Source organism: Prevotella merdae (genome assembly GCF_900290275.1).
GTDB classification, from domain to species: Bacteria; Bacteroidota; Bacteroidia; order Bacteroidales; family Bacteroidaceae; genus Prevotella; species Prevotella merdae.
Genome location: NZ_LT985324.1, coordinates 104,995 through 129,580, shown reverse-complemented (window position 1 = coordinate 129,580; position 24,586 = coordinate 104,995). Strand labels below are relative to the sequence as shown.

General features: G+C 45.9%; 18 protein-coding genes. 13 read left to right on the top strand and 5 right to left on the bottom strand.

Going from position 1 to position 24,586, the window contains the following annotated elements:
* Positions 1 to 186: 186 nt before the first annotated feature.
* Genes C9991_RS06960 through C9991_RS06950 form a run of 3 tightly spaced genes read left to right on the top strand, consistent with a single transcriptional unit; the run spans position 187 to position 5,373 of the window.
* Positions 187 to 1,155 carry a metallophosphoesterase gene (locus C9991_RS06960; RefSeq protein WP_106811878.1) on the top strand — a complete coding sequence of 323 codons (969 nt, stop codon included), beginning with the start codon at positions 187 to 189 and terminating at the stop codon, positions 1,153 to 1,155.
* 33 nt (positions 1,156 to 1,188) lie between these two features.
* Positions 1,189 to 3,975: a TonB-dependent receptor gene (locus C9991_RS06955; RefSeq protein ID WP_106811877.1), complete on the top strand. Its 2,787-nt coding sequence runs from the start codon at positions 1,189 to 1,191 to the stop codon at positions 3,973 to 3,975.
* Between the two features lie 15 nt (positions 3,976 to 3,990).
* Entirely contained in the window at positions 3,991 to 5,373 is a 1,383-nt protein-coding gene (locus C9991_RS06950; protein ID WP_106811876.1) for a hypothetical protein, read from the top strand.
* Between the two features lie 94 nt (positions 5,374 to 5,467).
* Here C9991_RS06950 and C9991_RS06945 read toward each other — a convergent pair whose 3' ends face one another.
* A complete protein-coding gene (locus tag C9991_RS06945; protein ID WP_106811875.1) occupies positions 5,468 to 6,931 on the bottom strand; it encodes a DUF1846 domain-containing protein in 1,464 nt (487 codons plus the stop codon).
* A gap of 167 nt (positions 6,932 to 7,098) precedes the next feature.
* On the opposite strand from C9991_RS06945, the gene recJ reads away from it, so the two are divergent.
* From recJ to C9991_RS06900, 9 genes are all read left to right on the top strand, one after another.
* The gene (recJ, locus tag C9991_RS06940; protein ID WP_106811874.1) at positions 7,099 to 8,826 is read left to right on the top strand and encodes a single-stranded-DNA-specific exonuclease RecJ; all 1,728 of its coding nucleotides are present in this window, start codon (positions 7,099 to 7,101) and stop codon (positions 8,824 to 8,826) included.
* Between the two features lie 5 nt (positions 8,827 to 8,831).
* Complete coding sequence (locus C9991_RS06935; protein ID WP_106811873.1) at positions 8,832 to 10,736, top strand: RecQ family ATP-dependent DNA helicase; 1,905 nt, start codon at positions 8,832 to 8,834, stop codon at positions 10,734 to 10,736.
* A 195-nt stretch (positions 10,737 to 10,931) separates the two neighbouring features.
* The gene (gene ffh / locus C9991_RS06930; protein ID WP_106811872.1) at positions 10,932 to 12,284 is read left to right on the top strand and encodes a signal recognition particle protein; all 1,353 of its coding nucleotides are present in this window, start codon (positions 10,932 to 10,934) and stop codon (positions 12,282 to 12,284) included.
* Between the two features lie 13 nt (positions 12,285 to 12,297).
* Entirely contained in the window at positions 12,298 to 13,176 is an 879-nt protein-coding gene (gene folD / locus C9991_RS06925) for a bifunctional methylenetetrahydrofolate dehydrogenase/methenyltetrahydrofolate cyclohydrolase FolD (RefSeq protein ID WP_106811871.1), read from the top strand.
* Positions 13,177 to 13,204: 28 nt separating this feature from the next.
* The gene (locus C9991_RS06920; RefSeq protein ID WP_106811870.1) at positions 13,205 to 13,384 is read left to right on the top strand and encodes a tetratricopeptide repeat protein; all 180 of its coding nucleotides are present in this window, start codon (positions 13,205 to 13,207) and stop codon (positions 13,382 to 13,384) included.
* 68 nt (positions 13,385 to 13,452) lie between these two features.
* On the top strand, positions 13,453 to 13,686 hold the full coding sequence (locus C9991_RS06915; protein WP_106811869.1) for a 4Fe-4S dicluster-binding protein: 234 nt from the start codon (positions 13,453 to 13,455) through the stop codon (positions 13,684 to 13,686).
* 5 nt (positions 13,687 to 13,691) lie between these two features.
* Entirely contained in the window at positions 13,692 to 14,774 is a 1,083-nt protein-coding gene (locus tag C9991_RS06910; RefSeq protein WP_106811868.1) for a 3-methyl-2-oxobutanoate dehydrogenase subunit VorB, read from the top strand.
* Positions 14,771 to 15,535 carry a thiamine pyrophosphate-dependent enzyme gene (locus C9991_RS06905; protein WP_106811867.1) on the top strand — a complete coding sequence of 255 codons (765 nt, stop codon included), beginning with the start codon at positions 14,771 to 14,773 and terminating at the stop codon, positions 15,533 to 15,535. The genes C9991_RS06910 and C9991_RS06905 overlap by 4 nt, the downstream gene beginning before the upstream one ends.
* On the top strand, positions 15,532 to 16,086 hold the full coding sequence (locus C9991_RS06900) for a 2-oxoacid:ferredoxin oxidoreductase subunit gamma family protein (protein ID WP_106811866.1): 555 nt from the start codon (positions 15,532 to 15,534) through the stop codon (positions 16,084 to 16,086). Before C9991_RS06905 ends, C9991_RS06900 begins: the two co-directional genes overlap by 4 nt.
* 162 nt (positions 16,087 to 16,248) lie before the next feature.
* On the opposite strand, the gene C9991_RS06895 is transcribed toward C9991_RS06900, so the two are convergent.
* Positions 16,249 to 17,154 (bottom strand): IS982 family transposase, encoded by a 906-nt coding sequence (locus C9991_RS06895; RefSeq protein ID WP_106810622.1) that lies wholly within the window; start codon positions 17,152 to 17,154, stop codon positions 16,249 to 16,251.
* A gap of 113 nt (positions 17,155 to 17,267) precedes the next feature.
* Positions 17,268 to 18,257 (bottom strand): hypothetical protein, encoded by a 990-nt coding sequence (locus tag C9991_RS06890; protein ID WP_106811865.1) that lies wholly within the window; start codon positions 18,255 to 18,257, stop codon positions 17,268 to 17,270.
* Positions 18,258 to 18,427: 170 nt separating this feature from the next.
* On the opposite strand from C9991_RS06890, the gene C9991_RS06885 reads away from it, so the two are divergent.
* Positions 18,428 to 20,641 (top strand): GH92 family glycosyl hydrolase, encoded by a 2,214-nt coding sequence (locus C9991_RS06885; RefSeq protein ID WP_106811864.1) that lies wholly within the window; start codon positions 18,428 to 18,430, stop codon positions 20,639 to 20,641.
* A gap of 297 nt (positions 20,642 to 20,938) precedes the next feature.
* Here the strand turns inward: C9991_RS06885 and C9991_RS06880 are convergent, their stop codons facing one another.
* Both C9991_RS06880 and C9991_RS06875 read right to left on the bottom strand, forming a co-directional pair.
* A complete protein-coding gene (locus tag C9991_RS06880; protein ID WP_106811863.1) occupies positions 20,939 to 22,444 on the bottom strand; it encodes a glycoside hydrolase family 10-like protein in 1,506 nt (501 codons plus the stop codon).
* Positions 22,445 to 22,474: 30 nt separating this feature from the next.
* Positions 22,475 to 24,526 (bottom strand): tetratricopeptide repeat protein, encoded by a 2,052-nt coding sequence (locus tag C9991_RS06875; RefSeq protein WP_106811862.1) that lies wholly within the window; start codon positions 24,524 to 24,526, stop codon positions 22,475 to 22,477.
* Positions 24,527 to 24,586: the final 60 nt, after the last annotated feature.

Genomic DNA, 24,586 nt, shown 5'->3' with positions numbered 1-24,586 from the left:
TGCAAATATAGAGAGAATAAATGGATAAAGCCATGGATTGTCGTTATTTTTTTAGAACATTTAATACAAATTACAGACTAAACGTCTTCTTAAAACATCTGTAACCGTATTGCAATAAACCATATCTACCTTTGCATCGTGAAAGATAACAAAACAGGTATAACAATATTATAAAAGTATTACACAATGAATTTATTAAAGACCATCGGTAGAAGCACAACTACCGTTCTCGCAGCAACCTTTATGTTGCTTGGTTGCTTGCATTTGCAAGCTCAAACCCCAAAAGAATGGAAACAACTTAAAGGCGACGTAACGCTGTACATGGCTAACGACCTTGGACGCAATGGCTATTACGACCAGAAGCCTATTGCCGAACTTATGGGACATATGGCTGAGACTACGGGCATGGAATGTGTGCTTGCCGTTGGCGATATTCATCATTTCAACGGTGTAGCTTCGGTCAACGACCCACTGTGGACTACCAACTACGAGCAGGTATATTCGCATCCCGAACTGATGCTCGACTGGTTTCCGGTACTTGGCAACCACGAGTATAGAGGCAACACACAGGCTGTATTAGACTATGGTAAGGTAAGCCGCCGCTGGATGATGCCGGCTCGATACTATACTAAGGTGTTTGAGAGCAAGGGCACAACTATTCGTATCGTCTTCCTCGACACTACTCCACTTATCGACCGTTATCGTGAGAACAACACTAAATATCCTGATGCTTGCAAGCAAGACCCACAAGCTCAGCTCGATTGGCTCGACCGCACATTGAAATTGGCTAATGAGGATTGGGTAGTTGTGGTAGGACACCATCCTATCTATGCCTACACTACAAAGGCCGAATACGAACGTACCGACATGCAGAAGAATGTGATGCCTATCCTGCATAAATATAACAATGTGGCTATATATGCTTGCGGACACATCCACAACTTCCAGCACATACGTATGCCCAACGACAATATCGACTACGTTGTAAACTCGTCGGCCTCATTGGCCCGACCAGTTAAGCAGACCGATGGAACTGTATTCTGCTCTTCAGCAGACGGATTCTCTATCATCTCTGCCACAAAGCAGAAGTTGAGAATGTCGATGATCGACAAGGACGGAAAGGTGATACATACAATTGAAAAGCTTAAGAAGTAAAAGCCTCAACTACTTCATAATACATTAACATATATGAAACAGTTTCTGCTAAGTGTAGCCCTTATTGCAGTTTCTACTACAGTAGCCACAGCACACACCCTCGACGGCATTGTCAAGGACAATCGTACGGGTGAGCCTCTTATTGGCTCGGTGATAGAAGTGAAGGAGTTGCCAAGCGTCAAGACAACAACTGGTCTTGACGGATCATTTACCTTGCACGAGTTGCCCAACAAGGGTCGATACACACTCGTCGTAAGATACATATCGTACAAGACACGTGAGATTCCGGTTGATGTTTCGGATAAAGGCATTGTCAACATTACGCTCGACGAGGACCTACGCGAACTTGGCGAGGTGGTGATCAAAGGACATAAAGAATATCATTCCGACCGCAGCGCAATAGACATGGAGAAGACAGCCGGCAACGTGCTTAATGTGATGAGCCAGCAAAGCATACAACTGTCACCCGACGTGAATGTGGCAACCGTACTGCAACGTGTGTCGGGCGTCACTATGGAGCGTGATGCCTCGGGCGAAGCTTCGTACGCCATACTACGAGGCATGGACAAGCGCTACAACTATACGCTTGTAAATGGAGTTAAGATACCAAGCCCTGACGACAAGAACCGCTATATTCCCCTTAATATTTTCCCGTCCGACCTTATGGACCGACTTGTGGTGTCCAAATCGTTGACCGCTGATATGGAGGGCGATGCAGCTGGTGGCGTGGTGGATATGGTGATGAAGGACGCACCATCTCACTTCCAAATTCAGGCCAATGCTGCTGTAGGCGCAAGCGACTACTTTTGGAAAGACAGCCGCGACTATCTAACGTCCAACCGAAGCGACTATACACATAAAGCTCCATACGAAGTAAATGGTCCTGAATATAAGGCTACTACATCCGACTTTGCAAGCGGACCTACACAGATAAGCCGCCACTCGATGCCGGCACCCAACTTCGTAGGCGGTCTGTCAATAGGTAACCGCTTCTGGAAGGATCGCATTGGCGTGATGCTTGCGGGCAGTATACAGAACACGTTCCGCGGAACTGAGCGCACTTACAATTCGGTAAAGATGGCTTCGGGCGAACAAGCAATGTACATATACTCGCTTCAGCACCGATATTATTCAATACACGACCTTACAGCGGGCGTTCATGCCAAGGTAGACTTGCAGCTGGAGAACAACAAATTTGAGTGGTACAACATGTACGTGCGCACCAACTCGAAGGGAGTACGCTACAACAACACTGTTAATACTGAATATATCTCCAGCGACAGCTACACACAGGACGACGAGACACGCTCGCTATCGCAGACACAGAGCATCTTTGCCACACATATCAAGGGCACTCATCATCTTACGAAAGACTTCACGGTTGACTGGGCAGGAATATTCTCGCAAGCTAAATCAGAAGACCCAGACCGCGTGTATCTTAGTCTGACCAATACCATTCAGTCGGCAGATGGTGTAGACGGTTCGCTTTGGAGCGGCAATAAGAACATCCTGAAGACGATGCCTAAGAATATGGAGCGACGTTTTCAGCACAACACCGACAAGGACTGGGCTGGATACATCAACCTCGCTTACAACTCACAGCTTGGCAACGACATAAACGCTTTGTGGAAAGCTGGAGCGCAGTATCGCCGTAAGGAACGTGGCAACAGATACTACTCGTACAATTTCACTCCTACCGACATATCGCAGAAACTCGACGGCAACGGCTTTGACCAGTTTGCAGCTATCGACTGGACTTGCAAGACACCATACTCGCAGGCATCACAGCTCAACTACGACTCGAAGGAACACATTGGCGCTGCCTACATCATGACAACTCTTAAGAGCAGATGGGGCGAACTGAACGCTGGCTTGCGTGCCGAGCATACCAACCAGATATACACTATGCTGCAGAAGTTCCGCAACATGGGACAGGTAGGCGAGCAAAGCTATTGGGACTGGTTGCCATCGGCATCGCTCAAGTGGACACCGACAAAGAAGATGAACGTGCGCCTTTCGTACTATCGCTCTATCAACCGTCCGGGCTTCTACGAGATTGTGCCTTACCAGATTATGGGCGAGGAGTATCAGGAGAAGGGTAACCCTAACCTTAAGCGAGCACGCATCGACAATATAGACTTGCGTTGGGAGTGGTTCCCATCGGCTACCGAGCAAGTGTTGGCAGGCGTGTTTTATAAGTATCTGCAAGATCCTATTGAGCAGGTGTTCGTGGCTGCCGACGGCAAGTTGGGCAGCGGAGCCGATGCTTACTATATGCCCGACAACCTTGGCAATGCCAAGAACTATGGTTTCGAGATTGACGTGGTGAAGTACATACGCCACTTCGGCATTAAGGCCAATTATACCTACACCCACTCAAGAATAACAACCAGCAAGCGCGAGTATAAGGAAGGCAGCGCCGAGTATAAGACAGGTGTTACACAAAGCCGTCCGCTCGTAAATCAGGCCCCGCACACAGCCAACCTCTCCTTGCTGTACAAGGACACCAACTACGGATGGAACGCTCAGCTTGCTGCATCCTACACAGGTACTAAGCTTGCCCTTGTGTCGCCGTTTAAGGATGCCGACCAGTGGGATAAGGCAATGTTCGGACTCGACTTCAGTATGGAGAAGAAGTTTCCTTGCGGCGTGTCGGTATTCCTGAAAGCAAACAATCTGCTTGACGCAAAGCGCGAGCGTTATCTCAAAACTGTAAACCAGAGCAACCTCGAATATGAGGGACAAAGCTCGGACAAGACTATTGTAGGAACATATAAATATGGTAGAACGTATCTTGTCGGAGTTAGAGTGAAAATATAATTAGACAAAAACGATATGAAAAGAAATAACAAAAACATTGCTGCAATGCTTCTTATGGCAGCAGCTGCCTTTGTAGGCTCGTCGTGCGAGAACGACAACATCAACCCTTATGAGTTTAACAACAATGGCAGCAACCAGAACCAAGGTTCTACCGAAGTTCTTAAGACCAAGATTGCCGAATACCCAATTGGCTCAGTTGTATGGACCAAGGACACTACGCTTACAGAAAGTGTGGAGATACCTGTAGGCACATCGCTCTATATAGAGCCAGGTGTAACCGTAACATGCAAGTCGGATGTGCAGGTGCCTATCGAGATTGTGGTGCTTGGCAATCTATATTGCATGGGAACAACCGAGCATCCCGTAACCTTTACATCAGACACAAAGAAGACTGAGGATTGGGGTGGCATCATCTGTGGATACAACAGCCAGGAGGTTGTGCTCAACCACGTGGATTTGGCTTATGCCGGAGCAACACCTACCGAATCATCGGCATCATTCCAAAACCACCTTTTCAAGAGCACTATCGATGGTGGCGTGCCTGCATTCCACTTCTGCAACGTGAATGGCAAATTTGTAATGGCAAACAGTTTCTTGCACGACAACTACAACGACCAAACCTATTTCACAGGAGGCCAAGGTGTGATATACAACTGTATATTTGCCGACAACGGCAATGCCACAGACGGTGGCGAGGCTATCAACGTTAAAGCGGGTTGCAAGCTCGATATTGCCAACAACATCATATACAATGCTTGCACCAATGCTTTCAAGCTGTCTAACAGCGGCAACAGCGAGCTTATCCCGCTTACACAGCTCACTGCCTACAACAACACTATAGTAAACTGCGGTTGGCGTCGCGCCAAGAACAAGAAGGGTGGAAGCGTCTGGCTTGAGAAGGCTATTGCACCGACATTTGTCAACAACCTTGTATACGACTGCCGCTATGGCTTGAAACAGCCTAAGAAGGACGGTGCCGACCTCGAACACTCTACAGTAGCCCCCAACTACTATTTCGCTTCAACCGAAACTGGTGTGAAGCAAATGTCGAAGAATGCCGACATGATTATCTGGAACGACAACGACATAAAGAGCAGCGTGGCAGGACAGCTCAATCCGCTGTTAAAGAACTTCAAGCAGAGCGATAAGATGAACATCAACTGCGAGATTGACAACGTGCAGCAGGGCGCTCCGCTTGCCTTCGACCGCTCATGGAATTTCAATCTTCAGCAGGGTAGTCCTGCTCTGTCGGGTGGTTTTACTGGTATACAGCGCATCTTCCCTACCGGACTTGCATTCTTTGGTATGAAGAAAGTTATGTTCCTTGACAACTGCAACGACCAAAACTACTACTTCGCAGCGCCAATACCAACAACACAGTTTGGTGCCGCACTATAGTTAATGTATGAACCTAAAAAACGACAATTACACGAGTACCTTCCCAATCTCGTGTAATTGTCGTTTTTTTTTTATTCTTATTATTCCGTTCTTTTTATCTCTTTAGCACAGGTTCGCAAGTGATGTCAACACCAAGCTTCTTAAATATCTTCTGGTCGACATCGCTCAGTATAACGGTGCAATGCACCTGGCATCCACGTAGTTTTGGCAGCTGCTCAAGGGCACGGCGACAGTTGTCGTCCTTCTCCGACAATACCGACAATGCCACAAGAACCTCATCGGTATGGAGGCGCGGATTGCGACCGCCCAGATAGCTAATCTTGGTATGCTGTATAGGCTCAATCATCGACTGCGGTATAAGTTTTACGTCGTGATGGATGCCGGCAAGATGCTTCATTACATTGAGCAGTAGGGCAGCCGAACATCCCAGCAGCTCGCTCGACTTAGCCGTAATTATGGTGCCGTCCTCAAGTTCTATGGCCGACGATGTATGGCCCGTCTCCTTCTTAAAGTTCTTGGCGGCAACGGTGCATCGACGGAAGTCGGTTGTTATCTTAGCCTGATTGAAAAGCATCCGTATCTTCTGTATCTCCGGCTCGTTGCAAGCTCCACATGCAAGTTTGTTGGTGGCTGCATAGTAGCGGCGTACAATCTCGTTCTTTGAGGCCTCGCAGCAAGCGTCGTCGTCGCTTATGCAGAAGCCCACCATATTGACCCCCATATCCGTAGGCGACTTGTATGGATTGCTGCCGTAGATACCCTCGAACAGGGCGTTGAGCACGGGGAATATCTCGATGTCGCGATTGTAGTTTACAGCTATCTTGTTGTAAGCCTCAAGGTGGAAGGGGTCAATCATGTTGACGTCGTTCAGGTCGGCAGTGGCAGCCTCGTATGCAATGTTTACTGGGTGCTTCAAGGGCAGATTCCATACAGGGAAAGTCTCAAACTTGGCATATCCTGCACGCACGCCACGCTTGTGCTCGTTGTACAACTGGCTAAGGCATACAGCCATCTTGCCGCTGCCAGGGCCCGGAGCCGTAACAATAACCAAGGGGCGACGGGTTTCAACATAGTCATTCTTGCCAAATCCCTCGTCCGACGCTATGAGGTCCACGTTGTGAGGATAGCCCTCAATAAGGTAATGGCAATAGGTGTTGATGCCGTCGCGCTCCAACCGCTGGCGAAAGGCAATGGCGGCGGGCTGCCCGTTGTAGTGGGTTATAACAACCGAACCAACCATAAAGCCACGGTTCTGAAACTCGCCACGCAAACGCAGCACGTCCTCGTCATAGGTTATGCCAAGGTCGGCACGCTTCTTGTTCTTCTCGATGTCGGTGGCACTGATAACGATAACAATCTCGATGCTGTCGCTAATTTTCTGAAACATGCGCAATTTGCTGTCGGGCATAAAGCCCGGAAGCACACGGCTAGCATGATGGTCGTCGAAAAGCTTGCCCCCAAGTTCGAGGTACAATTTTCCGTCAAACTGTGAAATACGTTCCTTAATGTGTTCAGACTGAATCTTCTGATACTTCTCGTTGTCGAATCCTATTTTCATACTGATACAAATTACAGCTTGCAAAATTACAAAAAAATACTTTAAAACCTTAGCATTCTTACATTGTTACGTAATATTTTTGTAACTTTACACGCGGTTTGCCCATATAACAGGCAAGCACACCGCCACCCCACACACCGAAAAAGAAAAAACAAATACTATATATAATGTTATTCAAATGGAATTACAAGCCACCTACGACAGAGGAGAAACAGGCGGCCGACGAACTGGGGGCGAAGCTGAATATCAGCCCAATACTCGCCTGGCTGCTCATCAGACGCGGCATAACAACAGAGTCGGCTGCCAAAAGATTCTTCCACCCGCAGCTGGCCGACCTTATCAACCCGTTCCTCATGAAGGACATGGACCTTGCCGTAGACCGTCTGAACGACGCTATGGGGCGCAAGGAGCGCATACTGGTTTATGGCGACTACGACGTGGACGGATGCACGGCAGTGGCACTGGTGTACAAATTCATACAACAGTTCTACTCGAATATTGAATACTACATACCCGACCGCTACGACGAGGGCTACGGCGTGAGCAAGAAGGGTATTGACTATGCCAAGGAGGCTGGCGTGAAGCTTGTCATTATACTGGACTGCGGCATAAAGGCAGTGGAGGAAATAGCCTATGCCAAGTCGCTTGGCATCGACTTCATCATTTGCGACCACCACATGCCCGATGAGGAACTGCCGCCTGCTGTGGCTATACTTAACCCCAAACGCCCTGACGACAGCTATCCGTTCAAGCATCTTTGCGGATGTGGTGTTGGGTTTAAGCTAATGCAAGCCTTTGCCAAGAACAACGGCATTCCGTTTGCACGACTCATACCATTGCTCGACCTTTGCGCCGTGAGTATTGCCGCCGACATTGTTCCTGTGACAGACGAGAACCGCATTCTTGCCTTACACGGTCTGAAGACACTTAACCAAAACCCAAGCATTGGACTGAAGGCTATTATCGACATATGCGGACTGGGGGGCAGAGACATATCCATGAGCGACATAATCTTCAAGATTGGGCCGCGCATCAACGCATCGGGACGTATGGAGAATGGACGCGAGAGTGTGGACTTGCTTGTGGAGAAAGACTTTGCGGGCGCTCTGGAAAAGGCTAAGCACATCGACTGTTACAACGAACAGCGCAAGGACATAGACAAGCAGATGACGGAGGAGGCCAATCATATTGTGTCGCGACTGGAGAGCCAATGCCACAGATCGTCTATTGTGCTGTACGATGAAAACTGGAAGAAGGGTGTTATAGGTATTGTGGCATCCAGACTTACCGAAATTTACTTCCGGCCTACGGTAGTGCTGACTCGTGATGGCGACTTTGCTACGGGGTCGGCACGTAGCGTTACTGGTTTTGATGTATACTCGGCTATAAAGAGTTGCCGCGACTTGCTGGTAAACTTTGGCGGACATACATATGCTGCCGGACTGACTTTGCGGTGGAACGACATTCAGCAGTTCCGCAAACGGTTCCAGCAATATGTTGATGAGCACATACAGCCCGAACAAACCGAGGCTATGCTGAATATTGATGCCGAGATTGACTTTAGAGACATTACCAAGAAGTTGCACTCGGATCTTAAGCGCTTTGCCCCCTTCGGACCATGCAACCCCAAGCCACTGTTCTGCACCACAGGTGTTTACGACTACGGCACAAGCAAGGTTGTGGGCAGAGAACAAGAGCACATAAAGCTTGAGCTGGTAGACTCAAAATCGAGCAACGTGGTCAACGGCATTGCTTTCGGACAGAGCGCTTCGGCAAGATACATCAAGTCGAAACGTAGCTTTGACATTGCCTACACCATCGAGGACAACGTGTTTAAGCGCAATATGGTGCAGCTGCAGATTGAAGATATCAGACCGGCCGAAGAAGACGACTGAGATATATGGACGAGAAGAAGTATCTGGATATATTGCACAGGGTGTGGGGTTATCCCGCATTCCGTGGTATCCAGAGCGACATAATACACAGCATTGCCCAGGGCAAAGACACCCTGGGACTGATGCCTACTGGTGGAGGCAAGTCGCTTACATTCCAAGTGCCGGCTCTTGCACAAGAGGGCGTGTGCATTGTCATCACTCCTCTTATCGCCTTGATGAAGGACCAGGTGGAGAATCTGAGAAGGCGAGGGGTAATAGCGGCTGCCATATACTCGGGTATGTCGCGTCATGAGATTATGTCGGTGCTCGACAACTGCATACTGGGCAACACCAAGTTGTTGTATGTATCGCCCGAGCGTATTGGCACAGATGTGTTCAGACAGAAGCTTGAGCGCATAAAAGTGAGCTTTATAACGGTGGACGAGGCACATTGCATATCGCAATGGGGCTACGACTTCCGTCCCTCGTATCTGCATATTGCCGACATACGACGGCTTAAGCCTAATGTTCCGGTACTGGCACTTACGGCTACGGCTACACCACAAGTGGTGGACGATATACAAAGGCAGTTGGGATTCAAGGCTGACAATGTGTTCAAGATGAGCTTCGAGCGCAAAAACCTTGCCTATGTTGTAAGGCAAACGCTTGACAAGGAGGCCGAAATGATACATATACTTAAGTCGGTAAAGGGCAGCGCCATTGTGTATGTGCGCAGCAGGCAACGCACCAAGGAGATAAGCCAACTGATTGAACAGAACGGCATAAGCTCCACATTCTACCATGCCGGACTGGAACCTGGCACTAAAGACGAAAGGCAGAAACAATGGCACGATGATGCAAAGCGTGTTATGGTGGCAACCAACGCCTTTGGCATGGGTATTGACAAGCCTGACGTTAGGGTTGTTATACACTACGACTGCACAAATTCCATAGAAGCCTACTTTCAGGAAGCAGGACGAGCAGGACGCGACGGCAACAAGGCTTACGCTGTGTTGCTGTACAATGCAAGCGACAACAACCGACTGCTTAAACGCATTGCCGAAGAATATCCCGACAAAGAGACAATAATAAAGATATACGAGCACCTTGCCTACTTCTTGCAGATAGCAGCAAACACGGGATATGGACACACGTTCCAATTGGATGTAGACAAGTTTGCACGCACTTTCAAGCATTTTCCTACTATCGTCAACTCGGCTTTACGTATTCTGTCGCGTGCCGGATATATTCACTATGAAACCGACCCTGACTCGAGAACACGACTAAGATTTCTGCTTGAGCGCGACCAGCTGTACGTACTCAACAACTCTTCGCCAGAAGAGGAGGCGGTGATAAGCGTGGCGCTAAGAGAGTATAGCGGCATGTTTACCGACTACCGATATATTGACGAGAGCCGCATAGCACAACTCTCGGGATTACCTATTAATAAGGTATACCTTATACTCAAGAGTCTGAACCAAAGGCGTATTGTGCACTTTATTCCACAACGCACAGTTCCACTGGTGACATACACACGCGACCGGGAATTGCCCGAGAATGTTGTAATACCAAAATCGGTTTACGAAGACCGCAAGAAACTATTCGAATGGCACATCAAGAAAATGCTGCAGTATGCCATGAACAATAATGTATGCCGAAGCAGACAACTGCTAGACTACTTTGGCGAGGAGGAATCGACCGACTGTGGCAAATGCGATGTGTGCTTGGTCCGAAAGAACGAACAACAAACAGAGACTGACGCCAAGGACGCAAGGCAAAAAATAATGGCATTACTCGCCGATGGCGAATGGCACAACAAAACCGAACTGCTGAACGTTGACGCCTCGAAAGACGCTGTGGACAATGCTGTAAGACAGCTCGTATCAGAGGAGCTGATATGCATAGAACATGCAAGGGTTCGTGCCAAATAGCAGCATTTTTTGTACCACTATATAAATAGGTACAGAGGCTGTGTGCACAAACTATATACATGTGCGCATTTTTGGCGAAAACTGTTTTAAAATAAATTAAATACATACAGACTTTTCCCGTTTGTCATTATTTTTTGTTTACTTTTGCAGTATACTGATAACAGATAATAGAAATAATAAAAATAAGAAACATATATGTTCGAAAATTTAAGCGACAGACTTGAACGCAGCTTCAAGATTCTAAAAGGCGAAGGCAAAATTACAGATATTAACGTTGCTGAAACCCTAAAGGATGTAAGACGTGCGTTACTTGATGCCGACGTAAACTACAAGGTGGCAAAGTCGTTCACCGACACCGTTAAGAAGAAAGCCCTCGGTATGAACGTGCTTACAGCTGTGAAGCCGAGCCAACTTATGGTCAAGATTGTACACGACGAGCTTGCCGAACTTATGGGAGGCGAGGCAGCAGAATTGCACCTCAACAAGAAACCTGCTATCATATTGATGAGCGGTCTGCAAGGTTCGGGTAAGACTACATTCTCTGGCAAGCTTGCCAATATGCTCAAGACCAAACAGCACAAGAAGCCTTTGCTCGTGGCATGCGACGTATACCGTCCTGCTGCCATTGAACAGTTGAAGGTGGTTGGCGAACAAGTAGGTGTACCTGTTTACTCCGAAATAGACAACAAGGATGTTGTGGCTATTGCCAACAATGCCATAAAGGAGGCTAAAGCCAAAGGCAACGATGTTGTTATTGTCGATACAGCGGGTCGTCTGGCTGTTGACGAGGAGATGATGAATGAGATTTCTAATCTCAAGAACGCTATAAACCCTGACGAGACTTTGTTCGTTGTCGACTCAATGACAGGTCAGGATGCTGTAAATACAGCCAAGGAATTCAACGACCGTCTCGACTTCGACGGTGTTGTTCTGACCAAGCTCGATGGTGATACACGCGGTGGTGCTGCTTTGTCTATCCGCACTGTAGTTACAAAGCCTATCAAGTTTGTTGGTACTGGCGAGAAGATGGAAGCTATCGATGTGTTCCATCCATCACGTATGGCAGACCGTATACTTGGCATGGGCGATATAGTAAGCCTTGTAGAGCGTGCCCAAGAACAGTTTGACGAAGAAGAAGCACGTCGCTTGCAGAAGAAGATTCAGAAGAACAAGTTCGACTTCAACGACTTCCTTGGACAGATTGAACAGATTAAGAAGATGGGTAACCTAAAGGATCTTGCATCCATGATTCCTGGTGTGGGCAAAGCCATTAAGGATGTAGACATCGACGACAATGCATTCAAGGGTATCGAGGCTATAATCAAGAGTATGACTCCGAAGGAGCGTACCAACCCCGAAATACTCAACCAGAGTCGCCGTATGCGCATTGCCAAGGGTAGCGGAACTAATATTCAGGATGTTAATCGCCTGATTAAGCAGTTTGACCAAACCCGCAAGATGATGAAGCTTGTTACTGGCACTAACATGGCTAAGATGGCTGGAATGATGGGCAAGATGAAAGGTATGCCTGGAATGCCGAAATTTTAAATAACAATAGAATATGCAACTGATAGACGGAAAAGCAACTGCCGAAACCATTAAGGCTGAAATAGCCAAAGAGGTGAAGGACATTATTGCAGCAGGCGGCAAACAGCCCCACTTGGCTGCTGTACTCGTTGGTCATGACGGAGGTTCGGAAACATACGTCAAGAACAAGGTATTGGCATGCGAGAAGTGTGGCTTTAAGTCGACACTTATACGATACGAAGCCGATGTTACCGAGGAGGAACTTCTGTCTTGTGTAGACCGTCTTAACCAGGACGAGGATGTTGACGGATTCATCGTACAGCTGCCATTGCCTAAGCATATCGACGAACAAAAGATAATTGAGGCTATCGACTACCGCAAGGATGTCGATGGCTTCCATCCTATCAATGTCGGACGCATGGCTATAGGTCTGCCTTGCTTCGTATCGGCAACTCCATTGGGTATTATAACATTGCTTAAGCGCTATAAAATAGAGACATCAGGCAAGAAATGCGTGGTACTCGGACGAAGCAACATCGTTGGCAAACCAATGGCACAGCTTATGATGCAGAAACAATATGGCGACTCAACAGTGGTTGTATGCCACTCGCACACCAAGGACATCAAAAAGGAATGTCTTGATGCCGACATCATTATTGCTGCTATAGGCAAACCCAACTTTGTTACAGCCGATATGGTAAAGGAAGGTGCAGTGGTAATAGACGTAGGTACAACACGTGTGCCCGACGCTTCAAGAAAGAGCGGTTTCCGACTGAACGGTGACGTTAAGTTTGACGAGGTTGCACCTAAGTGCTCCTTCATAACACCAGTTCCTGGTGGTGTCGGACCTATGACAATATGCTCGCTTATGAAGAACACACTGGCAGCAGGCAAGAAAGAATATTACAAATAAAAGCAAGAATATAAATACTAAAACAAGTATGACAGCAGACGAATTCTACAAGCTTGGCAATGAATACAGACGCAAGGGCGACTGGCAACATGCTCTCGACAACTATCTCGAGGCTATAGCTCTTGACCCGCAGTCGCCGGCTGTTGAGGCTAAACGTATGCTCGACGACATTCTTGCTTATCGTTGTAAAGATATGTACAATCCTTAAAAATAAAGGTTAGTAAAAAAGACGCCTATAAAACAACTTAAAAACCCTTATTTCTAAATACAATCATTATGGGAAAAATTAAAGGTGCCATCGTGGTCAACACCGACCGCTGCAAGGGTTGCTCCTTATGTGTGGTGGCGTGCCCTAAACAAGTAATTGCTCTGACAGCGAAAACTGTCAACGTGCATGGCTATCGCTATGCAGAGGCGGTAAATCCTGACGACTGCATCGGTTGCGCTTCGTGCGGAATTGTATGCCCCGATGGATGTATCACTGTTTATCGTAAAAAAATGGAGGACTAATCACTATGGCAGAACAAGAAGTTAAACTTATGAAAGGCAACGAGGCTCTTGCCCACGCTGCTATTCGCTGTGGTGTAGACGGATACTTTGGCTATCCTATCACTCCACAAACCGAAGTCATCGAAACACTTGCTGAACTTAAACCTTGGGAAACTACCGGTATGGTTGTGGTTCAAGCAGAGAGCGAGGTGGCATCTATTAACATGGTATATGGCGGTGGAGGTGCCGGCAAGAAGGTTATGACATCTTCTTCAAGTCCTGGCGTATCGCTTATGCAGGAAGGTATCAGCTATATGGCTGGAGCCGAGGTTCCTGGACTTATCGTAAATGTACAACGTGGCGGTCCTGGTCTTGGTACTATACAACCTTCACAGAGCGACTACTTCCAGGCAACACGTGGTGGTGGCAATGGCGACTACTATGTCATTGTACTTGCGCCAAACTCGGTACAGGAGATGGCCGACTTTGTAGACCTTGCCTTTACACTTGCCTTTAAGTATCGCACACCGGCTATGATTCTTAGCGACGGTGTAATCGGACAGATGATGGAGAAGGTAGTGTTGCCTCCTTTCAAGCCACGTCGTACTGAGGAAGAAATTCTGAAAGAATGTCCTTGGGCTTCTACAGGATGCGATGGTAGCCGCAAACGCAACGTTATAACATCTCTTGAACTGAAGTCGGAGGTTATGGAGGAGCGCAACATCCACCTTCAGGAGAAGTATAAGACTATACGTGAGAACGAGGTGCGCTACGAGACAAAGTTTATGGACGACGCCGACTATATGATTGTAGCATTTGGTAGTGCTGCACGTATAGCAGAGAAAGCTATCGAGATGGCTCGCAAAAAAGGCATCAAGGTTGGTTTGTTGCGACCTATTACATTGTGGCCTTTCCCATCAAAAGAGATTGAGGCAGCTGCAAAGAATGTCAAGGGCATATTGGTAGCCGAGATTAACGCAGGTCAAATGGTTGACGACGTTAAGCTTGCTGTTAGCGGTAGCGTGCCAGTAGTGCATTATGGTCGACTCGGTGGCATCGTGCCAGAGCCGGAAGAAATGGTTAACGTTTTAAAGGAGAAATTGGTATGAACGATATAATATCACCAGAGAATCTGGTCTATAAGAAACCGGATCTTCTCAATGACACCCACATGCACTATTGTGCTGGATGCTCACATGGTATGGTTCACAAACTCGTGGCAGAGGTTATCGAGGAAATGGGCATGCAGAAAAAGGCTGTTGGCGTTAGCCCTGTTGGCTGTGCTGTTTTTGCCTACAATTATATAGATATAGATTGGCAAGAGGCTGCACACGGACGTGCACCAGCTTGCGCTACAGCTATAAAGCGATTGTGGCCAGACCGACTTGTATTTACATATCAAGGTGACGGCGATATGGCTTGTATCGGTACTGCCGAGAGTATACATGCCCTGAACCGTGGCGAGAACATCACACTAATCTTCATCAACAATGCCATTTATGGTATGACTGGTGGACAGATGGCGCCAACTACTCTTATTGGTCAGAAGACTTCTACTTGCCCTTACGGACGTGACCCAAAACTGCATGGATGGCCACTTAATCTATCTGAGATAGCTGTCACACTGCCAGGTACATGCTATGTATCAAGACAGAGTGTAGAGAATGTAGCATCTATCCGCAAGGCTAAGGCTGCTATCAAGAAGGCATTTACCGCTTCTATGGAAGGCAAGGGCTCGTCATTAGTCGAGATTGTTGCTACATGCAACAGCGGCTGGAAGATGTCGCCAGTTAATGCCAATAAGTGGATGGAAGAAAACATGTTTAAACAGTACCCCAAAGGTGACTTAAAAGACACGACAAACCTATGAAAGCAGAAATAATCATTGCAGGCTTCGGAGGACAGGGTGTACTCTCTATGGGCAAGATTCTTGCCTACTCCGGACTAATGGAAGATAAAGAGGTAACATGGATGCCAGCTTACGGACCAGAACAACGTGGCGGTACAGCCAACGTTACTGTTATTGTAAGCGACGAACGCATTTCGTCACCTATCCTTAGCCACTACGATGTGGCTATCGTGCTGAACCAACCATCGCTCGACAAGTTTGAGCATAAAATCAAACCCGGCGGTATTCTTATATACGACGGATTCGGTATTATTAACGCTCCTACACGTAAGGACATCAATGTATATCGTATCGACGCTATGGACAAGGCTGCCGAACTGAAGAACTCTAAGGTGTTTAATATGATTGTGCTTGGTGGACTGCTTAAAGTTTGCCCTATCGTTAGCACCGAAGGTCTGAACAAGGCTCTATTCAAGACTCTGCCTGAGCGTCACCATAACCTTATTCCGCTCAACATGCAAGCTGTGGATGAGGGTATGAAAATTATTGAGCAGCTTCAGGCTGCAGAGTAAAATGAGAAAATTAATAAGAACTTAATTTTTTATAACTCTCTAATTATTTTAGGGGTGGGCTGCAGCGATGCACCCCACCCTTTTTCTTTATAGTATACATATTGCTTATAGTATCTAAGATTTATATTAGATACTTATCTAACTTAACGTGAGTTCGACGAATTAGAATAACGTTAATTGTCTATCTACTGTCCTTTGAACTGCAATTGTTGGTTTCTTAGGAAAGAAACAATAAGCAGCCAAAGATCCAAGAGTGTTGACAATGAAGTTATCGAATGATCTGTGTCTGGAATGTTCCACTTGTGCAATATTCTTAAGTTCGTCGTTAATGGTCTCTATGATCGCCCTCTTTCTAAGCAAGAGCCTGTCTGATATTTTCATAATAGAACCCTTCATGTTGCTTTTTAGTTTCGTGATGAGTTGTATTCCATCAACGAAAAGTCGATTGAACAGGTTCTTGCTTATATATCCTTTATCTCCTACAAGCTTGCCGTATATGAAATTCACAAACGCTTTGTATTCTAATGGTTTACGGTCGTCAATATCGCCAGGAGTTATCATGAAGTTAAGCAATTCTCCCTTTTCGTTACATATAAGGTGGAGCTTAAAGCCGAAAAACCATCCCATAGAACATTTGCCTTTTTGTGCGATGCCTTTAAATGTCTTGTGAATATGGATTCTTTGGGTTCTACATACACGAAGAGGTGTGCTGTCTACGAAACTTATTCCGGTACATTTTCCCAAAAGAACCTTCTTTATAAAGATAGCCAACAGAATGGCAATGGTCTTCTGAAGTTCCACAAAACGGTTATATGATACTACATTTGGAAATAAATGTCGAAGATGAACACATACATATTCCTTATAGAAATGTTTCAGGCAACGAAAGCCTGAACTGTGGAAAAGTATAACGATAACCATAATTTCAGCCTTTGACATGGTCGATTCACGATGATATTTGCGTTTTAAATTGCTTTTTATGGTGTATTTTTCCATTTGGGCATCAAAAACTTTGCAGAAGTCATCCGCAATACAGAAAATTTCAGTAACTTTGTCCTCGGTGATCATAGCGATTATTGTTTGTAAAATTTTGATTTTTAGCACATTAAAGTTACAACAATTTTCGCTAATCACCAAATTTTTAGACACTTATATTTCGTCGAACTCACGTTAACTTATTATTATCCTATAAATTTTGCAATGATATCAATGTCTATTCCTGTCATATTAGAGATTTGCTCAACAGAAAGACCATTTACAAATAAGGCCTTAGCCATATTACGTAACTGTTCACTTTGCTGAGACAACTGTTCACTTTGCTGAGACAACTGTTCACTTTGCTGAGATAAACGTTCGTCCATTTGAGCCATCTTGCAATCTCTCTCTTTCAGCATTTTATCCCTCTGCATAATAGCTGTATCACGGTCTTCAATAGCTTTATAGTATTCGTCCTCCACATTCATATCTTGTCTCATTTCCGAGTTTGCTGCAGCAGCCGTCAATTTATGTAGCACATATAGCATATCGTTATCGTCTGCAAACTTGTCCTCGTCAATCTTAAGTACCTGCTGAGTGTCACCATCAACCAAAGTCTGATCGAACACACTAAGCACCTTCTCAAGTCTATTGTTCACATTACCATGTAGTAGTGGTATCTGTACAATGATACTATTGTGTGTAAGACTCTCCACAAAAGGCTCCATATTGCCATCCTCAACAACGTTTCCGTTATAGTCGAACACGTCGTGGTTGACATATACAATAGGCTCCTTTATGTTGCCAACCCTATGCCCGAGCAAATAAACAGCCACCATTGGGTAGGCAAAACCTTTATCTTCGGCTTCGCGTATATTGTTTTTATTGCTGTACTGAGCTCCCAAATACTGGCGAAAACGCAGCGTCTCGGTATTAAGCCACGTTTTCTGCAATTCTATCAGCACAATACGGTCCTTTATCTCATTGCCTTCGCGCTCACGTACTGTAGCAGCAAAGTCAATGCGAAACATAGACAGCGTGTCTCGTGTTGTATTGCTGTATTCATGCGGACGTACCGTCACATGAACCACTTCTTTCTTCAACAATGCCGACAGCATAGTCTTGGCTATGCGCTCATCCTCCATAATATACTTAAACACGGAGTCGTAAATAGGATTGGCAACATGTATTATCATAATATTCTGTGTTTTAACGTTAAACCCAATGTCAGCAATTTAGACATATACAAAGGTAAATAAAATATATTATTTGATGAAGCTTTAGCAGTAAAATAAATTTTGTTGACTTGTTCAACCTGATAAATTTAGCTAAATTTGCAAACAGTAATAATATAAACTAAAGTAATATGAACAAACCTAAATCCTTAATCTACAGATATGCCTTTACGGCTATATTTCTATTAGGTATTGTTGCACAACAAGCCTTTGCTAGACAAACAGAATACACTAAATATGTAGACCCTTTTGTTGGCAATGCCGACAATGGTCACACTTTTCCTGGAGCTTGCCGACCGTTTGGCATGATACAGACGAGTCCTGTAACTGGCGGTATCGGGTGGCGCTATTGTTCAGAATATGTTTATAGCGACTCTATAATATGGGGATTCACACAAGACCATCTCAACGGTACTGGCTGCATGGATCTTGGCGATATTCTCGTAATGCCATCTACCGGCAAACGCACACGCTCTTGGGATGGATACCGATCACATTTCTACAAGACACAAGAGTTTGCTACACCAGGCTATTACTCTGTCTACCTTACCGATACCAAAGTCAAGGCAGAACTAACAGCCTCGGCACATGTGGCTTTTCACCGTTATACATACGACAGCACCGACTCTACTTCTGTACTTATTGACCTTCAGCACGGTCCTGCATGGAACGACAAACAATATCACTCACAAGTAAATCGTTGCGAGACCCACTGGGAGGATGCATACACACTTGTAGGACATGTACAGAACACCGTATGGGTAAAACAAGACTACTTCTTCATTATTAAGTTCAACCGCCCCGTAGCAAGCCACATAACACTTAACAAAGCTGCTGATACAGAAAAAGGCGACCGTATAGTTGCCACATTCGATGGTATAGAGCAAGGCGAACAGTTGCTTATGAAGATTGCTATGTCTACTACAAGTGTTGATGGAGCTAAAAAGAATCTATATACAGAAGTTCCTTACTGGGACTTTGCTGCCGTAAAGCAATCTGCCAATAACGAGTGGAACAAGTATCTAAAACGTATCGACATCGAAGGTACCGACGACCAGAAGAAGAACTTTTACACATCATTCTACCATGCGCTTATACAGCCTAACCAAATAGCCGATGTTGACGGAATGTACCGCAATGCAGCCGACAAGATAGTAAAGGCGGAAAACGGACAGTTCTACTCCACTTTCTCTTGCTGGGACACATACCGTGCAGCTCATCCGTTCTACACAATTGTTATGCCCGACCGTGTAGACGCTATGGTTAGCTCACTTGTAGAGCAAGCCGAGGTACAAGGTTTTCTGCCTATATGGGGATTGTGGGGCAAGGAAAACTATTGTATGGTAGGCAATCATGCTGTATCAATAGTGGCAGAAGCCTATCATAAGGGATTCCGTGGATTCGATGCCGAGCGTGCTTTCAAGGCTATAAAAAACACACAGACAATATCACATAAGCTAAAAAGCAACTGGGAAACATATACAAAGTATGGCTATCTGCCTACCGACATCATCAAATCAGAATCGGTATCATCATCGCTCGAGTCAATGTACGACGACTATTGTGCAGCCGACATGGCACGTCTTATGGGCAAGAAAGAAGACCAACAATACTTTGAGCGCCGCTCGCAATTCTACAAGAATCTGTTTGACAAGTCTACTGGTTTTATGCGCCCACGCCTATCTAACGGCACATGGAAGACTCCATTCAACCCGAGCGACCTTGCACATGCCGAGAGTATAGGAGGTGACTATACCGAAGGTAATGCATGGCAGTATACATGGCAAGTACAACACGACATACCAGGACTGATAAAACTCTTTGGCGGCAACAAGCCGTTCTTGAAGAAGCTTGACCAGTTCTTCTCGCTGCAACTTAAGAGCAAACTGGCCGATGTAACTGGTCTGATAGGACAATATGCCCATGGCAACGAACCGTCTCACCACGTAGCTTATCTATATACATTGGCAGGTCGTCCATGGCGCACACAAGAGCTGATACGCCAGATATTCAACACTCAGTATCGTCCTACAGTAGACGGTCTATGCGGCAACGACGACTGTGGACAGATGTCGGCATGGTATATGCTGTCGGCTATGGGCTTCTATCCAGTAAATCCTGTGAGCGGTCAGTATGTGTTTGGCGCTCCACAAATGAAGAAGATAACCATACACCTTCTGAATGGAAAGACATTTACAATTATTGCCGACGGACTATCAGAGACAAATAAATATGTTGAAAGCATAACTCTAAACGGCAAGAAACTAAAGACCAACCATATCGACCACACAGCTATAATGAATGGAGGCACATTGATCTTTAAGATGACGAATAGATATAATTAAATATCGGCAAGCAAGCATACGTACATTTGTTAGCAAGCATACGTACATTTGATAGCAAGCATACGTACATTTGATAGCAAGCATAGATCGAACGCATAGGTTATCTAAAGCTTATAAAGGTAATTAAAACGCTGCAATAATATAGGCTTGAGAATGCGAGTGTGTATCTTGAGAGACGATGCACATTAGTAAAATATCGGATGAGCCGATTTAAGGAATACAATAATGGCTGAATTCCCCAAGAGGAAATCCAGCCATTATTGTTATATGCTAATCTTTAGAGCAGCTTAAACGCGCTTACAACTTTACCTTCAGCTTTGCCCCCTTACTTTCATTGCTAAGGCGGTCGAGCGAAGTTACAACGTATGTATACTTCTTAAGTCCACCCTCATAAGGCAAGCGATACATTGTCTCGTGTGTTATTTTCACAATCTTTGACGGGTCGTTAAGGTTTATCTTCTCACCCTTCTCAAAGCGATAGACCACAAATTTGGTAGCCTCGTCGCCCCACTTCTTAGCCTTAGGCTTGGTCCAGAAGAGCACTGGTCCATCGGCAGTCCATATATCAGCCAATTTACGAGGCTTCTTCGGAGCCTTCGAGTCGATGAAAGGCATGCGTGGTTGAAGAGCCGGGTAGCGCCAATAACGCTGACGCAGCATAGTACCATAATTGCCCACATTGTCAACTGCAGCCTTGGCATACCACAGCACGGTACCCTTTACGTATGGCAGTTGCTGGTGCAGGGCAAACTTGGCAGGCATTTGGTTGCTGTTAGGATTATCTGGGTCGGCAAACTTAACTGTGCGCTCCACATCCTCGCCAATGAAAAGCGGACGCTTGGAAGCGTATCTGTTCCACCATTCAATAAGCGTTTTATAGTCGGCTGACTTATGCCCTATCTGCCAATAAAGCTGCGGCACACAATAGTCTATCCATCCATTGTTCACCCATAACAGTACGTCGGCATAAAGGTCATCATAGTTTTGCGTGCCATTGGTTGCACTTCCAAACTCCACTCCTACACGTTTGTTGCGATAGATGCCAAAGGGTGAAATACCAAACTTAACCCAAGGCTTTATACGGTGTATGCTCTCGCCACATTCTTTAATAAAGATGTTGACGTTGTCACGACGCCAGTCGCCACGGTCGCGTATGCCGTTGCTGTTGTATTGAAACTCGCGGTCATCAGGAATAGGAACTCCTGCCACCGGATATGGATAGAAATAGTCGTCCATATGTATGCCGTCGACATCATAACGCGACACAATATCGTTAACCACATTTATTATATACTTGCGGTTTTCGGGCTGTCCTGGATTAAGAATAAACAGTCCGTCGTAAGGAAATACCGAGCCCGGACGCTTCATAGCAATATGGTTAGGATCGAGAGTAGATGTGAACTTGGTCTTTGCACGATAAGGATTAAGCCATGCATGCAACTCCATTCCACGTTTATGACACTCGTCAATCATCCACTGTAAGGGGTCCCAATAAGGTGATGGAGCCTTGCCTTGCTGACCAGTAAGGAAACGACTCCATGGTTCAATGTCACTCTTGTAAAGAGCGTCACACTCGGCACGCACCTGAAAGAATATAGCATTGACACCATCCTTCTGCAGTTCGTCAAGCTGATAGACTAAGGTTTGCTGCATCTTATGTGTCGACATACCTATGAATTGTCCATTGACACACTGAATCCAAGCACCACGAAACTCTCGTTTCTGTGGCACATAGGGTTTGGTAGCAGCAAATACGCTGGTGCACAACATAAAGAGCACCAAGGCAAAGAGTTTTCTTATCATTTTGTTTTATTGTTATTAGTTTCGTTTTTACTATTTATCCGCAGACACTCGTTTTATCACACTATAAGCATTGTATAGTCCAAGTTCTCCGGCTTTGCTGAGGTCGGCTATGCCCTCGGCTTTCAGTCCATTTTGCACACGGGCAAGTCCTCTATTGTAATACGCCTCTGCAAGATTTGCGTCAATATTAATGGCACGCGTAAAGTCGTCAATTGCATGCATATAGTCTTTGCGCGTAAGATTGGCACAACCTCTATTGTAATAGAGATATTGATTATCCTCATCAAGCTGTATAGCGCGGTCGAGATCGGCTATCACACGCATTGCATTAAGTGCCGGGTCTTGCTTGGCAGTAGCCGATGAAACCGAATGGTCAAACTCGTTCATCATTGACTGGCAGTAAGCACGTTGCCACAAGGCAAGCACAGAGGTTGAGTCGATGCCAATACATGCTGTAAGGTCAGTTATAGCAGCATCATAGTTTTGTGCGCCACTCTCTGCCACAGCACGCTGTTTAAGTATAATGGCCAATTGACGCTCGTCGCGTGTGTGGCTTATAACAGCCGTAAGCGAATCTACGCGAGAGAGCATAACTCTTGATTCGTGCTCGTCTAGCTGGCGCATAGCACAGCTTACATACATTCGCAAATTGCGTGTATGAGCATTGTTGAATGTCTCTACCTTTGGGGCAAATGCATGATAGGTGTGCACATCGCTTGCATACTGCATATAAGACAGATGATACATAGGCATAGCATCCATTCCGGTAGCTCTGTTCTGTACACGTCCACGATAGTCGCTCTTGTACTCGTGTTCTGCTGTCTGCTCATCGGCCACAACAATCTGGTTGTACTTGTCGGGGTCTATCTCACTACGTTTACGCATCTGCTTGCGCTTGGCAGCCGACCATCTTGGCTGTATGCCTAGATGCTTGTTGTTCTGAGCCTTAAATATACGAAACTCGTCGAGCTCGGCCTTTGCTGTCATGCCCAATCTACGATAGCATGATGCACGTCGCGCCAAACCATTCCAAAAGTTTGGAAATTGATTTATCATTCGGGTATAGTCGCGTATGGCCGCACGCAGATCGCCTGTCTTGTCAAGCAATATGGCACGGTTGTATATGGCAAGCACGTTTTCGGGCTCCATCTTTATAACGTAGTTGAAGTCTTCAATAGCACGGTTATCGTCGCCAAGCTGCATACGCAGCAATCCTCGGTTATAGTGGGCAAGAAAATTGTCGGGGTCAAGGTCAAGTGCCGTGTCATAGTCGGACATCGTACCTCGCAGGTTGTTGAGGTTTAATCGGGCAAGTGCACGATTGACATAACACCCCACATTCTTTGGCTTAAGGTGTATAACCTTGCTTAGATAAGTGTCGGCATCCTTCCAATGCGAGCGCGACAGCGATATCATTGCCCTTGTGTTCCACGCATCCGCATCATAAGGATCAACCTCAAGTCCACGGTTAAGCCATTGGTCGGCTTTAGTAGTATCCTTCTGGGCAAGATATATCTGAGCCTTAAGCGTGTATGCGCCAGCAAATTTCTTCCAACGAGTTACAACAGTATCGAGTTCGAGTTGTGCCTTTGCATAATCCTTCAGCTCCACACGGCAAAGTGCACGGTTGTACCATGCTGCCTGGTTCTGCGGATTAAGACGTATGGAGTTATCGTAATCGGCAATGGCAAGAGCATACTTGTTCTGGCGTATATTGCACAAGCCTCTTAGCTCGTACATATTATATATATATGGATTAAGCTCGACAGCCTTTGTCACATCGGCTTCAGCTCCTGAGAAATCGTCGAGATAAAACTTGGCAAGGCCACGGAAAAACCAAGGCTCATACAGATAAGGCTTTGCTGTGAGCACCTGATTAAAATATTGTATAGAAAGCACATAATCCTCATAATACAACGCACTACGCCCCGAAATCATCAATCGGTCGGTATTGAATTGCGCCTTAACGCGTTGAAATGGGCATAAAAGGAGTATGAAAACTAAAAGAACAAGAGCGCCTTCTCTCTTGCCCTTATAAAACGAAAGATTGAATATGTGACGATTGACCAAATTATTTTTCATATATATAGACTATTTGCAGGAGGCTGTGGCCGTATATATAGCCATAACCTCCTGCCTAAA

Excerpts from the sequence above, each read along its gene's own strand:
- C9991_RS06920 (WP_106811870.1), top strand. The coding sequence starts at position 13,205 with ATGACAGCAGACGAATTCTACAAGCTTGGCAATGAATACAGACGCAAG.
- C9991_RS06880 (WP_106811863.1), bottom strand. The coding sequence starts at position 22,444 with ATGATAAGAAAACTCTTTGCCTTGGTGCTCTTTATGTTGTGCACCAGC.
- recJ (WP_106811874.1), top strand. The coding sequence starts at position 7,099 with ATGTTATTCAAATGGAATTACAAGCCACCTACGACAGAGGAGAAACAG.
- C9991_RS06945 (WP_106811875.1), bottom strand. The coding sequence starts at position 6,931 with ATGAAAATAGGATTCGACAACGAGAAGTATCAGAAGATTCAGTCTGAA.
- C9991_RS06935 (WP_106811873.1), top strand. The coding sequence starts at position 8,832 with ATGGACGAGAAGAAGTATCTGGATATATTGCACAGGGTGTGGGGTTAT.
- C9991_RS06955 (WP_106811877.1), top strand. The coding sequence starts at position 1,189 with ATGAAACAGTTTCTGCTAAGTGTAGCCCTTATTGCAGTTTCTACTACA.
- C9991_RS06900 (WP_106811866.1), top strand. The coding sequence starts at position 15,532 with ATGAAAGCAGAAATAATCATTGCAGGCTTCGGAGGACAGGGTGTACTC.
- C9991_RS06875 (WP_106811862.1), bottom strand. The coding sequence starts at position 24,526 with ATGAAAAATAATTTGGTCAATCGTCACATATTCAATCTTTCGTTTTAT.
- C9991_RS06960 (WP_106811878.1), top strand. The coding sequence starts at position 187 with ATGAATTTATTAAAGACCATCGGTAGAAGCACAACTACCGTTCTCGCA.
- C9991_RS06895 (WP_106810622.1), bottom strand. The coding sequence starts at position 17,154 with ATGATCACCGAGGACAAAGTTACTGAAATTTTCTGTATTGCGGATGAC.
- C9991_RS06885 (WP_106811864.1), top strand. The coding sequence starts at position 18,428 with ATGAACAAACCTAAATCCTTAATCTACAGATATGCCTTTACGGCTATA.
- C9991_RS06910 (WP_106811868.1), top strand. The coding sequence starts at position 13,692 with ATGGCAGAACAAGAAGTTAAACTTATGAAAGGCAACGAGGCTCTTGCC.
- C9991_RS06905 (WP_106811867.1), top strand. The coding sequence starts at position 14,771 with ATGAACGATATAATATCACCAGAGAATCTGGTCTATAAGAAACCGGAT.
- C9991_RS06950 (WP_106811876.1), top strand. The coding sequence starts at position 3,991 with ATGAAAAGAAATAACAAAAACATTGCTGCAATGCTTCTTATGGCAGCA.
- C9991_RS06915 (WP_106811869.1), top strand. The coding sequence starts at position 13,453 with ATGGGAAAAATTAAAGGTGCCATCGTGGTCAACACCGACCGCTGCAAG.
- folD (WP_106811871.1), top strand. The coding sequence starts at position 12,298 with ATGCAACTGATAGACGGAAAAGCAACTGCCGAAACCATTAAGGCTGAA.
- ffh (WP_106811872.1), top strand. The coding sequence starts at position 10,932 with ATGTTCGAAAATTTAAGCGACAGACTTGAACGCAGCTTCAAGATTCTA.
- C9991_RS06890 (WP_106811865.1), bottom strand. The coding sequence starts at position 18,257 with ATGATAATACATGTTGCCAATCCTATTTACGACTCCGTGTTTAAGTAT.